Source organism: Nocardia carnea (assembly GCF_029868855.1).
Taxonomy (GTDB): Bacteria; Actinomycetota; Actinomycetes; order Mycobacteriales; family Mycobacteriaceae; genus Nocardia; species Nocardia carnea_A.
The window spans coordinates 1-11,454 of the sequence record NZ_JARWOV010000320.1 but is presented as its reverse complement, the minus strand read 5'-3'; the positions used below and the strand labels follow the sequence as shown (position 1 = coordinate 11,454).

Below are 11,454 nucleotides of genomic sequence, written 5' to 3'. Positions count from 1 at the left end.
TGTGCTTCCGTGGTGCTCAATGCCGCACGCCCGCCGTGAACACGTAGTCCTCCGGTTCGGGAGCCCGCAGCATTGCCCAGTAGTCGACGAGCCGCCACGGACAGGTGATCCACGCGCGGCCGGCCTTGTTGCGGTAATAGCCGTTGGCAGTGCGGGCGTGCTGCCACACCGTCTTGTCCAGCTCCTCGTCGACCCGCCGGTTGTACTCGTCTGTCGCGGTCCGTTTCGGCTCCATCGCCGCGTGACCGTGCTCGATCAGGTATTGCAGGCTCTCCACGACGTAGTGGACATGCTCTTCGCTGGTGATGTTGTGGCCGCCGCCGTGGTTGGGCGCGGCGTTGGGGCCAGCGGTCACGAAGAAGTTGGGAAAGCCCGGCACGGTGATCCCGAGGTAGGCGCGTGGGTTCTCATCGGCCCACTCCTCCGCGAGTTTCCGCCCTCCACGGCCGGCCACGTCGAGGAAGCCGAGGTACTCGAGTTTGAAACCCGTGGCCCAGATGATCACGTCGGCGGCGATGAACTCTCCCTCAGTGGTCACGACCCCGTCAGGATGAATCTCGCGGAACGACGCGCGGTGCACAGACACGTTGTCCCGCTTGATCGCCTCGAAGAAGCCGGGGTCCTTCACGATCCGCTTCGCGAACGGCGGGAAGTCCGGTGTCAGCTTCTCCTTCAGATCGGGCCGGTCCGCGAACATCCTGTCCAGGTAGTCCAGGCACACCTGCATCACGGCGTCGTTGGCCGGCGAAGCCGAGACGTGCGTGGCGTACCACTCTTCGTCGATTCGCGGAATGACCCAGCCCTTGTCGGAAGCCCACCAGTAGGACTTGAGCCGGAACCACTGGTGGTAGTAAGGGATGTGCTCCAGCGCCCACCGGACGCTACTGGACACTTCGGCGGCCACGGCCTGCTCGGGGACGACCCAGTGCGGTTGGCGCAGCACAACATCCAGCGAGGCGACCTGCTCGGCGATGCTCGCGACGACCTGCACTGCAGTGCAGCCGGTTCCGAGGATCACCACCCGCTTGCCCGTGAGATCGACATCCTCTCGCCACTGCGCGGTATGCATCATCTCACCGCGAAACGTGTCCATGCCCTCGAATTCGGGGATGAACGCGCCGTTGAGCACACCGGTGGCCGTGACCACCGCGTTCGCACGATGAGTGTGCACGGAACCCTGGCTATCGCGGACGGTCACGTGCCACATCTGCTCATCGTCGTGCCACTCACAAGCGAGAACCTTGGTGGCGAAGGAGATGTGCGGGTAGAGGTCGTACTTACGCGCAACCCCGCGCATGTAGTCCAGATACTCCGGCCCGGTCGGGTAGTACTTCGACCACCGCGGATTCAACTCGAAGGAGTAGGAGTAGAAGTGGCTGGGCGTATCCACCGCGGCGCCCGGGTAGACGTTGCGGGACCACGTGCCGCCGAGGTCGTCGCGTTCCTCGAAGACCTGGTACCGGAAGCCGGCCTCACCGAGCTTGATCGCGGCGTTGAGGCCGATCATGCCGGCCCCGATGATGGCGACGGTGAAGTCCTCCGGCGGTGTGCGCCGCCGCGGCACCACTGGCCGCGCAGCCTCGAATCCTGCCTGCTCCCGCAGGTGCTGCACGTACTCCTCGCCCACCGTGTCGTTCACGCACACCTCGGCCATCCGGCGGAACAACTCGTCGTCGGGGACGGCGATACTCGGGTACAGGGAGGTGCCGAGCAGTTCCCGGGCACCCTCGCGAACCTGAGCGGCGACGCTGTCCGGGTACTCCCCCTGGATCGGAGAGGCCAGCCCTTCTGTTTCGACCCGCTGCCGCTCCGCCTCGAGCTCGGACTGGAACTCCTCGAGAAGGCCGGTGTCGCCGGTCAGGTGCACCAGGGCCATGAGCAGAGCGCCGGGCTCTGCGGCTTCGACGGCCGCCGCGAGCACGTCCGGATCGACTTCGGCCACCGGAGAAACGATGTAGGTGGGCTGGGTTGGGGAGATAACTGCCATCGGTCACCGGCTCCTCATGGGTTGCGATAGGACTGGAGTAAGAGGTCAGCGGTCGGCCGATCGCCCGACCGGGGTGTAACAGCGACGGATTGAGGTCGGCGGCGCAGCGATGTGGCACCGGATTCGTCGTACCGGATACCCAGGGCCGCCACCCGGTCCGGGTCGATGGCCCGGTCCACCGGCATGGACCTTCGCAGACCCGTATCCCGGCAATGCCGCACGCAGACGTTCCGTCCGCGGGGCCGGTCCACAGACGGGCTGCCGCACATTTTGCCCGTCGGCCCCGCGCATTCCCGGGTCAGCCGACGAGGTGCTCGAAGTTCAGGGCATTCGACGAGAACAGCGAGTTCACTGCCGCCGAAAGTCCGGCCGATCGTGGCAATGAGGGTGTCCCGGCCGTCCTCCGTCGTCATCGTCGCCTCCACACGTCCACACTGACTTGCAGAAAGTGCCCATGTGGCACAAACTGTCATATGTGAGCCTAGCAACAGACACAGATTGTGTAAACAAATTGTAGCCAATTTGTGCATACATTCTGCGTTTGCGCAGTTCACGCACCATAAATCAATGGGAAATGGAGGTGTCATGGCGAAGCTCAAACGCCCGACTCTGACCGAACGGCGCGCGGAGGAGCTCCGTGCCGCCATCGCCCGCACCGCCGTCGAGATCTTTGTCGCCGACGGGGACACCTCGGCCACGGTCGAGCGCATCGTCGAGGCGGCAGGTGTTTCGCCGCGCACGTTCTATCGCCACTTCCCGGCGAAGGAAGACGTGGTGCGCCCCCTTTTCCGCGCCAGCGCGGAGACAGTGATCGAAGCACTGAACCGAACCCCGGCCGACGGTGACCCGGTGGACTCGCTGGTGGCTGCCTGGACGTCGGAGCTACAGGGCGGGCGCATCGATGATTTCGACCGCCGGTTCCTGGCTCTGGTGGTGTCGACTCCGGAGTACCGCCTCCGCTGGCTGGAGGTCGACGACGACTTGTGCGAAGCGACGGCCCGCTTCCTGGAACGGTGCTACGGCCCCTTCTCGCAAACTCTCCCTCGGACCCTGCCTGCGTACCTGATAGTCCAGGCGACCAGGCACATCTTCGACCACTCGATCAAATCCGACTCCAGCGCGGACATCACCGGGATGCTCCGGGACGCGTTCCGGCTCGTGCTCGCCGGGGAACAGACAACTGTTCCACGGTGACCCGCCCAGAGCCCCGCCTCCTGCACCCTGCCAACCGCCGGTCGGCAAACGCTAGCGTTGCCGAACTCCCCACAGCCGCACCCCGCCCGGGTTCAGCCAGCGAACGGTCGCGCCGCCGCACCGGCCTGCAGCATGAAGTCCAGGTACGCATCGGAACCCGCACGGTGGGCGTCCATCAACTCCACCAGCCGTTCCCGGTCGCCACGCGCAAGCGCCGCGACCATCTCACGATGTTCCGCGACGATACGTTCGCGACCGGCCTCGCTGTGCAGGTACACCGAGTGGTAGGGCAGCGCCCAGGTCCAGATCCGCCGGATCTCGCCGACTACCAGGTTCTGCTCGCTCAGCTCGAAGATCGCCAGGTGGAACTCGGTGTTGAGCATGCGTATCCGCTGCAGATCGTGCTCCGTGGCGGCGCGTTCGATCTCGTCGGCGAGCGCCGAGATGCGCGAGAGATCGCCGGCTGTCGGCGTCGGCAGGCTCCGGAGAACCTCGGTCTCCAGCAGCCGCCGCATCAGATACACCTGGTCGAACTCCTCCCGGGTCAGCCGGGCCACTGCGAAGCCGACATTGTGCTCATGGGTGACGAGCCCATCGGCCACCAGTTGACGCAGCCCTTCGCGCACCGGAAGTCTGCTCACCCCCAACACAGCGGCCATCTGCTCCTGCCGGAGCGGCTGGCCAGGGAGCAACTCGCCTGACACGATCATCCTTTTGATCCCGTCGACCACATGGGCCACGGTCTCGTTCGTGGACCGGCCGGCATCGGTTTTCCTGGGCGGCATGGACACTCCTCGCAGTCCATTCCACATTAGGGTGCATGACCTTCCGCTCTGGCGGGGCCCCGCACGCCAACCGTTCAGGTTTCGCTGCGTTCGCTGTCGAGACTGGCGTTCAAGCCTCTGTCGCTGCGACGAATCCGGCGCCACAGATTCCTGATGGTGCAGCCGAACCTCACAACCGCTGGACCCGCCCACAGGGCCCAAGGAGCGATGCAGATGGTCGCACTCGAGGAAGTGCTGATCCGATCAGGTCACTGACGGTTGTCTTGTTCGGCGTGGTCGAAGAACTTCATGGCCATGAAGCCGTGCGCAACGGCCCCGCCCGCCCGCAAAGCCGCGGCAATCATGGTTGTCTCCGCCAGTTCCTGCTGAGTTGCGCCCGCAGTGTGTGCGGCCTTGGTATGTGCTTCGATGCAGTACACGCACTGAGTAGTCAACGCAACGGCTACGGCCATGAGTTCGGCGTACTTCGGCGGAATTGCGTTATCGCTGCCGCGTAGCACCTGTTGATCCCAGGCAAGGAAGGCTTTGAAGGCTTCGGGCGCACCCGCACGGATGTTCTTGGCGTATTGATGGTCGGTGTGCTCGTGGTAGGACATGGTGGAACTCCTCATTGGTCAGGGAAACGGATGGCGGCGATATCAGCGGGAATGGCCATCCAGGACGCCGTCTCCTACTTCGCGGACCTCGTGCGCACTTCGTCCATGTCGACCTTTCTCGCCTGCACGATGAGGTCTTCGAGAGCGGATTCGGGCAGCGCGCCCGGCTGGGCGAAGATGGTGACCTGATTCCTGATGATCGCGAGGGTCGGGATCGACTGAACTTTGAAGGTCTGCGCGAGTTCGGGCTGCGCCATAGTGTCGACTTTGCCGAAAACCAAATCAGGGTGCCGTTCCGATGCTGCCTCGAAGATAGGGTCGAACATCCGGCACGGAGGGCACCAGTCGGCCCAGAAGTCGACGAGGACGAAATCGATTTCGGACACGACTTCGTCGAAGTTCTCCTTGGTCAGTTGCAGAGTACTCATCGTTTCTCTTTCATCGAGTGGGTGCGCGGATCAGAGTTGGGTCATGCCGCCGTCGGCGGCCAGGTCGGCCCCGGTGATGAAGCTGCTGTCGTCTGCTGCGAGGAACAACACGGCCTTGGCGATCTCCTCCGGCGTTGCCAACCGCCCGAGTGGAACGGTGCCTGCGAAACCGGCTCGCACAGCAGAAGGGTCGGTCGGGCCGGAGAAGAGACCGTCGAGAATGGGGGTTTCGACCGGCCCCGGGCTGATGGCGTTGACCCGAATGCCGCGGTTCTTGAACTCGGCGGCCCAACTCCGCGCATATGACCGTACGGCGGCCTTACTCCCCGAGTACACCGGGAAATCGGGCCATCCCAGCCGATGTCCGACGCCTGACACCAGAACGATGGATCCGCCGGCGTTCAGCAAGGGAAGGGCCTTCTGCACAGTGAAGAACGTGCCCCGGGCATTGATGGAAAAGACCTTGTCGAAGTGCGCGGGCGTAACCTCGGGCAAGGTCGCGGCCTCGGCGATGCCGGCATTGGCGACGATGATGTCGACGGATCCGCGCTCCTCGCCGACCTGCGCCCACAGTCGGTCGAGATCATCGAGCTCGGCGATGTCGCCGGTCACGGTAGCGACATTCGCACCGATCTCGGCTTTCGCCTTGGCGAGCTCGTCCTCGCGGCGGCCGGTGATATACACATACGCCCCCTCGGCCACGAAACGCTTGGTGGTCGCGAGCCCGATTCCGCTGCTGCCGCCGGTGACAACTGCCGTCTTGCCGTCCAACTTGCCCATATGGAGCTCCCAACTTTTCTGTAGTGATCGCTAAAGTAGTGGACGAGCTTCACTATAGCGATCACTACAGAAAAAGCAAGCAGCAGGTGGAGTCCGCCTGTAAGGGCGCGGCATGCCACCAGGACTCCCGAAATACGGCCGGGCGCGACGGCGCTTTCGTCACGGTGTTCACCGCGTGTGCCCGGGCCCCGCTGGCCGGGTCGTTCCTCGCGGTGCCCGCACTGGCCGCGACCGGGCTGCTCGACACCGCGCACACCGGCTACGGCGAGTTCGGCAACGGCTTGTACTCGCTGGATGTGATGTTGTGCGAGGGCGTGTTTCGTGCCCTGTTGGGTGAGGCCCGGGCGGAGAGGACTATCCGCATCGCCCCGACCGCGTTGGGCCGGATCCTGGGGCTGGACCAGGCGCCGGAGGTCAAGACGATCCACCGCAAGATCCGAGCCCTCGCCGAGGCCGGCAGCGCCGGGCAGTGGATCGCGGCGATGGCCCGCCGACACGTCGACACCCGCCCCTTGGTGACCTTCGTCCGGAGCCGCACCGTCGCGAAGGTAGATTCGATGGGATTTGTGGTGCGTAGATGCACCGCTATAGGCGGCCACCTCCGCCTGCAGCGCGGTCGCAAGCATCTGCCGGGCACCGTCACGGACGATCTCGTCGAGCAACGATCGCCCGCTGTCGTCGTTGGAGCGGTCGTTGTCGTGTACTACCGTAAGCACGGGCGTACTTTCCCAACCAGCGTTGCAGCGCTGGCCTTGATCGAATACCCGTTTTCTTGCAGATCACCATCCGGGAAGGTGCGCCCTTCCCGATTTGATCATTTCTCTGACGGACCCCGTAACCGGCCCTCGCAATGACGCGGCAACCAGGCCAAGCAACGTGATGGCAAAGCAGTAAAGCTTAGCTTAGGCAATCCGCCGAAGATCCCCTCAGGCGATCGAAAAGCAGATCCAGGAGGTGCGCGCTCGCAGGGTGACTGCTCCGCATCGAAATCGTGAGCGACGATGTGGACGGTCGCGGACTCGCAGCTGCGCTCGCATCGGATCCGACGGTGTCAACACGGCCGCGAGGTTCATGTGCATACGTGTGTCGCTGATTCACGAGGACATCACGCGGCTGCCCCAAGTAGTCAACGGTTCGGATACGCCGAGCCCGGTCGGCACGCATGTGCACAGCGGTCGCAGGAATATTCTCGGACGCTGAGACCTTTGTATGTGCCATGACTTCTATAGCGATCGTCGGTGCAGGACGGGGTCTCGGCGCGGCTGTGGCGCGCAAGTTCGGTGCGGAGGGTTTCGCCGTCGGGCTGATCTCGCGCAACCAGGGACGCGTGGATGGGTTGGCAGATCAGTTGTCCAAGGATGGCGTCGCAGCCAAGGGTTTTGCTGCGGACGTACGGGACCCGAACTCGATAGCCAGGGCTTTGGAGAAGGTGACCGAAACGCTCGGTCCGATCGAGGTACTGCAGTACAGCCCGCTGCCACAGAAGGACTTCCTGCGACCGGTACTCGAGACCACGCCTGCGGACATGGTCGGCCCGGTGGAGTTCTCGATCTACGGATCCATAGCAGCTGTGCACCAGGTGCTGCCGGGAATGCGGTATCTCGGTGAGAACAAGGGGACCATCCTGTTCGTCAACGGTGGATCGGCGGTCAAGCCCGGACGGACTGTGGCAGGTACTTCCATCGCGTTCGCCGGTCAGGCTGCTTATGCTCAGCTGCTGAACGAGGAACTCGCTGCTGAGGGAATTCAAGTGTCGCAGTTGATCATCGGCGGCGCGATCGACGAGTCGAATCCCGAGAAGAGCCCCGAGGCGCTGGCTCAGCATCTATGGGATCTTCACGTGAATCGCGATCGATTCCGGTTGCAGGTCAGCGCTGACTGACCGCGTAGCTGCAGTAGCGGGCGAATCGTTTTAGAACGTCGTTCAGGATCCGTCGAATAGCTGCGTCACGCATAGCGCAGCTATTTTCGGCTGGAGAGCTCACGGTGCCCCTGTGGCTGGGCTCACGGCCGGATCCTTGGCTGGCTGGTTCACCGGAGTGACGTTGGGGTCCCGTCAGCGGCTCGTCGCCGGTGATCCAATCGTCCAGGTCCTTCTCCGGGGTGGGCGAGATGTCGCACTCGGCGGGCGAGAGCCCACCAGGCCGGCCTGAATCCTGCGCGCGTTGTACCAGCCGTCAATGTTCCGGAACAACGCCCACTCCGCCTCCGTCCGAGTTGCGAAAGTAGCTGCGGGCCAGTAGATCACTGACGCGGCGCAGTTCGCCGTTCTCCTTCGCCAATCGCCGGTTCTCCTCCAACATCGATGTCGGTGGCCGATCGTCGCGCTCGCCGTGATCGGCCTCGGCCTGGCGGATCCAGTTCCGCAACGCCTCCGGGTGCACCTTCAGCTGTTCGGCCAGCCGTCGGATCACCGGCCTCGGCTCCGACTCCCGGTACAACCGCACCGCACGCTCCCGCAGCTCAAGCGGACACTTCCGCGTTCCCACAGTGACATCCTCCTCCATCTACCCAGGATCAAGCATGGCGCGGAGGTCTCCGGGGAGCCGGGGGAAGCTCATTCAAACGGAAGATCAGAGTCTTGACCCGGAGGTTGTCGCATCTGGCTTACAGGGTGGCGCTGGTCAGGACCAACCAGATCCAGCGCGGATGGGCCAACTATTTCAAGCACGCGGTCGCCAAACACACCTTCGCCCGCCTCAAGAGTTTTCGTCCGGTGGCGGATGACCCGGTGTGTGAAGCACCGACACCGCTTGAGCTGGAAAGCTATCCGGCGACGGTTCCATACCCAATCGGGATGGCAGCCTATCGCTTTCGACGGAGTCGAATTGTTTGACCTCTCGGCGGTCTCGGTCACCCGATACCGATACCGGGGCAACGCGATTCCTGCGCCCTGGCTGGCGGCGCTGCCCGCACCGACACCAGCGGCATGATCTCGAGGAGAGCCCGGTGCTCAGTAATGGGCACGCCGGGTTCGGCGGGCGGGCCGGGGAAACCCACCGGGAGCAATCCCGACAGGGCGCCCCGGTCCGACCCAACAACCTCGGCGAAGCCGTCGAACGAGTGGTCGCCCGCCACCGCAACTGCTCAAGTGCCGCCGCCGATACCGACAGCGACGCCATACCAGCGATCATCGACCTGCCACAACCGCCGCAGAGTTCCGAGGTGAGCGGATCCCCACCGGACAGGACCGACAAGTGGGCCGTCCGAACCCGGGAACGCTACGCGGCGGTCCACACACTGCTCAGCGACGACGAAAGCCTGCGTGCCATCGAGGTCCGGCTCGGTCTTGCCCGCGGAACCGTTCGCCGTTTCGCCCGTGCCACCAGCGCGGAAGAACTACTGGTCAACAACGACACCGGCCGCCGCCGGGGCCTGCTCGACGAGTTCAAACCCCACCTGCACAGGCGATGGAACGAAGGCTGCACCAACGCCACCCAACTGTTCGGCGAGATCTCCGAACTCGGCTATCGCGGAAGCAAGAAGGTCATGCTCAATCCTGCTGAACTGATAATCTCGGCGATTCGAATCACGCAATCTGTTGCCTTCGACGTCACCGTCAGTGGCCCCGGGAGCGGGGGACGCGGGTTGATCACGGCTCTACCTCGTGCAGGTCGGGCTGGTGCCGATCTCACCGACTACCACACCCAGTGCACCCACCATCATCGTGGCCCCACAGGTCGACTGCCCATCGCATCGCTCTGCGCGCCGGCTTCGGACTGTTGCTGCACAGACGGGAAGCGAACTGTCGCCTCGACGGTGAAACGGAAAGTGATCATGAACTCACGCCGCGGCGCCGAGGTGAACAAGTCTCAGCACGCGAAGCCTCGAACGCACGCCGATCTTTCAGCGGAGCATCGTCAGTGGTCAGTTGTCGATGCAGAGCGAAGCTCTCTACGGAGTATCTTTCCAGCCGCCGACTTGGGGATCGTTTCGATGAACTCGACCTTGCGGATCTTCTTGTGTGGCGAAACTCGCTCAGCAACAAAGGCGAGGATGGAATCCTCATCCGTAACCGCACCCGGCTGCGGGACGACAAACGCCTTGGGGACTTCCTCGCCTTCGTCGTCGGGCACTCCGATCACGGCAACATCAGCGATATCAGGGTGCGTCAGCAGCAGCGCTTCGAGCTCGGCCGGCGGCACCTGATAGCCCTTGTACTTGATCAGTTCCTTCATTCGATCGATCACTGTCACCACACCCTCGGAATCGACAACGGCAATATCGCCGGTGTGCAGAAAGCCATCTGCATCGATGGTCTGTGCGGTGGCTTCGTCGTTGCCGAGATACCCGAGCATGATGTTCGGTCCCGAACACCAGAGTTCACCGGGTGCACTCATCCCGGTTGACGGTTTCTCGATCTCCACGCCGGAGCCCGGGTCGACTAGCATGCACCTCATATTCGCGACGGTGAGACCGACCGAATCAACCGGCATGTCTGGACGGTCGAAAGGAATCACGTGACTGACCGGGCTCATCTCGGACATCCCGTAACCCTGACGAACTCGGCATCCGAGTCTACGCGCCACGGCTCGGCCCAGCTCTTCATCCAGTGGCGCAGCACCCGAGAGGATCGAGCGCACCGACGAAAGCTCGAATTCGTCGACGAGCGGGTGCTTGGCCAACGCCACAGCGACAGGCGGCGCAATGAACAAGAATGTGCATCGATATGTGGCGACGGTCTGCAGAAACTGACCGAGATCGAATTTGGCCATTGTCACCAGAGACGCGCGCCGATGCAGCGCGGCATTGAGCAGTACCGTTAAGCCGTAGATATGAAAGAACGGTAGAACCGCAAGTATTCTGTCGTCCGATCGAATACCCATCGGGCCATCTATCTGACAAATGTTGGCCACTAGATTGCGGTGTGTGAGCATGACCCCCTTCGGGGTTCCGGTGGTTCCTGAAGAGTAGGGAAGAACCGCCAGTTGCTGCGCCGGATCGAACGAAATATCCGGTGCCGAGCGGCTCTCGGCGATCAGACTGCCCATCGAGGTGAAGCCCTCGACATCGTCGAGCGTAAATATCCTCTCTCGAGGTATTCCTGCCTGTGCGGCCGCAGCTTCCGCTTGGGAAAGCAACGACGAGTAGGTGAAGAAGAACCGTGTCGCCGAATCGGTCAACTGCCGTGCAATGTCTGCGGAGGTGTACAACGAGTTTATCGTGGTGGCGACGCCACCGGCCCGTAGGATTGCATGGAAGGCCGTGGCGAATGCGGGCACATTCGGCGCATGCAAACCGACAACCTCACCCCGGGACAGGCCACGTGCTGCGAGAGCGCCTGCTACACCATCGATTGCGCTGACCAACTCCCGATAGGTCATGGTCGCACCTGATGCCCCGTCGACCAGTGCGGTCTCCGACCCCCACATCGAGTCGTTGTTGCCGAACAGAAATTCGTAGACGCTGACATTCGGGATGTCGACATCGGGAAATGGACTCTCGAAACTCATCTTTCTCCTCTGGAAATGAAGTGCGAGGGCAACTGGGCAACTGCCCTCGCGGCACCGCCGCGGCTCAGCCGGCGATGCCCGCGTCTTTCATCAGCTGGCCGATCATCGCGATCTCCTCATCCGGCAGTTTCTGAAGCGGCGGGCCCCCCCCCGCCGCCCGCCACCCACCCCGCCGGGCCCGAGCGTACGGAATTGGGGTGTGGGTGTGGGCGCCCGGGCGGGGGGGGTAAG

General features: G+C 63.4%; 11 protein-coding genes and 3 pseudogenes. 4 read left to right on the top strand and 10 right to left on the bottom strand.

Features of this window, described 5'->3' with window-relative positions; all coding sequences use genetic code 11:
* Window positions 1–16: 16 nt before the first annotated feature.
* Complete coding sequence (locus tag QH195_RS33140) at window positions 17–1,987, bottom strand: flavin-containing monooxygenase (RefSeq protein ID WP_280438297.1); 1,971 nt, start codon at window positions 1,985–1,987, stop codon at window positions 17–19.
* 585 nt (window positions 1,988–2,572) lie between these two features.
* Between QH195_RS33140 and QH195_RS33135 the strand changes: the two genes are divergently transcribed.
* Complete coding sequence (locus QH195_RS33135; RefSeq protein ID WP_280438296.1) at window positions 2,573–3,181, top strand: TetR/AcrR family transcriptional regulator; 609 nt, start codon at window positions 2,573–2,575, stop codon at window positions 3,179–3,181.
* A 92-nt stretch (window positions 3,182–3,273) separates the two neighbouring features.
* Here the strand turns inward: QH195_RS33135 and QH195_RS33130 are convergent, their stop codons facing one another.
* The 4 genes from QH195_RS33130 to QH195_RS33115 all read right to left on the bottom strand — a co-directional run bounded on the left by QH195_RS33130 (window position 3,274) and on the right by QH195_RS33115 (window position 5,770).
* Entirely contained in the window at window positions 3,274–3,966 is a 693-nt protein-coding gene (locus QH195_RS33130; protein WP_280438295.1) for a GntR family transcriptional regulator, read from the bottom strand.
* Between the two features lie 248 nt (window positions 3,967–4,214).
* Window positions 4,215–4,562 carry a carboxymuconolactone decarboxylase family protein gene (locus QH195_RS33125; RefSeq protein ID WP_280438294.1) on the bottom strand — a complete coding sequence of 116 codons (348 nt, stop codon included), beginning with the start codon at window positions 4,560–4,562 and terminating at the stop codon, window positions 4,215–4,217.
* 74 nt (window positions 4,563–4,636) lie between these two features.
* Window positions 4,637–4,990, bottom strand: a complete 354-nt coding sequence (locus QH195_RS33120; protein ID WP_280438293.1) for a thioredoxin family protein — start codon at window positions 4,988–4,990, stop codon at window positions 4,637–4,639.
* 30 nt (window positions 4,991–5,020) lie between these two features.
* Window positions 5,021–5,770 carry an SDR family NAD(P)-dependent oxidoreductase gene (locus QH195_RS33115; RefSeq protein WP_280438292.1) on the bottom strand — a complete coding sequence of 250 codons (750 nt, stop codon included), beginning with the start codon at window positions 5,768–5,770 and terminating at the stop codon, window positions 5,021–5,023.
* 23 nt (window positions 5,771–5,793) lie between these two features.
* On the opposite strand from QH195_RS33115, the pseudogene QH195_RS35130 reads away from it, so the two are divergent.
* Window positions 5,794–6,222, top strand: a pseudogene (locus tag QH195_RS35130) (putative transposase); the annotation flags it as partial.
* 135 nt (window positions 6,223–6,357) lie between these two features.
* Here the strand turns inward: QH195_RS35130 and QH195_RS33110 are convergent.
* Window positions 6,358–6,486: pseudogene (locus QH195_RS33110) on the bottom strand (IS256 family transposase); the annotation flags it as partial.
* Window positions 6,487–6,932: 446 nt separating this feature from the next.
* On the opposite strand from QH195_RS33110, the gene QH195_RS33105 reads away from it, so the two are divergent.
* A complete protein-coding gene (locus QH195_RS33105) occupies window positions 6,933–7,652 on the top strand; it encodes an SDR family NAD(P)-dependent oxidoreductase (protein ID WP_348536864.1) in 720 nt (239 codons plus the stop codon).
* Here the strand turns inward: QH195_RS33105 and QH195_RS35340 are convergent.
* The gene (locus tag QH195_RS35340; protein ID WP_432278455.1) at window positions 7,639–7,884 is read right to left on the bottom strand and encodes a DUF3072 domain-containing protein; all 246 of its coding nucleotides are present in this window, start codon (window positions 7,882–7,884) and stop codon (window positions 7,639–7,641) included. The two genes, QH195_RS33105 and QH195_RS35340, sit on opposite strands and share 14 nt — an antisense overlap.
* Window positions 7,885–7,947: 63 nt before the next feature.
* Window positions 7,948–8,277: a transposase gene (locus tag QH195_RS33100; RefSeq protein ID WP_280438290.1), complete on the bottom strand. Its 330-nt coding sequence runs from the start codon at window positions 8,275–8,277 to the stop codon at window positions 7,948–7,950.
* Between the two features lie 62 nt (window positions 8,278–8,339).
* Here QH195_RS33100 and QH195_RS33095 point away from each other — a divergent pair.
* Window positions 8,340–8,606: pseudogene (locus QH195_RS33095) on the top strand (group II intron maturase-specific domain-containing protein); the annotation flags it as partial.
* Between the two features lie 503 nt (window positions 8,607–9,109).
* Here QH195_RS33095 and QH195_RS33090 read toward each other — a convergent pair.
* Together QH195_RS33090 and QH195_RS33085 are read right to left on the bottom strand one after the other, a co-directional pair.
* Window positions 9,110–9,307 carry a hypothetical protein gene (locus QH195_RS33090; protein WP_280438289.1) on the bottom strand — a complete coding sequence of 66 codons (198 nt, stop codon included), beginning with the start codon at window positions 9,305–9,307 and terminating at the stop codon, window positions 9,110–9,112.
* Between the two features lie 323 nt (window positions 9,308–9,630).
* A complete protein-coding gene (locus QH195_RS33085) occupies window positions 9,631–11,223 on the bottom strand; it encodes an AMP-binding protein (protein ID WP_280438288.1) in 1,593 nt (530 codons plus the stop codon).
* Between the last annotated feature and the right edge of the window lie 231 nt (window positions 11,224–11,454).

What these genes read in the sequence shown, in the direction of transcription:
- QH195_RS33105 (WP_348536864.1), top strand. Translation starts at nt 6,933, where the DNA reads ATGTGCACAGCGGTCGCAGGAATATTCTCGGACGCTGAGACCTTTGTA.
- QH195_RS33100 (WP_280438290.1), bottom strand. Translation starts at nt 8,277, where the DNA reads ATGGAGGAGGATGTCACTGTGGGAACGCGGAAGTGTCCGCTTGAGCTG.
- QH195_RS33120 (WP_280438293.1), bottom strand. Translation starts at nt 4,990, where the DNA reads ATGAGTACTCTGCAACTGACCAAGGAGAACTTCGACGAAGTCGTGTCC.
- QH195_RS33115 (WP_280438292.1), bottom strand. Translation starts at nt 5,770, where the DNA reads ATGGGCAAGTTGGACGGCAAGACGGCAGTTGTCACCGGCGGCAGCAGC.
- QH195_RS33135 (WP_280438296.1), top strand. Translation starts at nt 2,573, where the DNA reads ATGGCGAAGCTCAAACGCCCGACTCTGACCGAACGGCGCGCGGAGGAG.
- QH195_RS33130 (WP_280438295.1), bottom strand. Translation starts at nt 3,966, where the DNA reads ATGCCGCCCAGGAAAACCGATGCCGGCCGGTCCACGAACGAGACCGTG.
- QH195_RS33125 (WP_280438294.1), bottom strand. Translation starts at nt 4,562, where the DNA reads ATGTCCTACCACGAGCACACCGACCATCAATACGCCAAGAACATCCGT.
- QH195_RS33085 (WP_280438288.1), bottom strand. Translation starts at nt 11,223, where the DNA reads ATGAGTTTCGAGAGTCCATTTCCCGATGTCGACATCCCGAATGTCAGC.
- QH195_RS33140 (WP_280438297.1), bottom strand. Translation starts at nt 1,987, where the DNA reads ATGGCAGTTATCTCCCCAACCCAGCCCACCTACATCGTTTCTCCGGTG.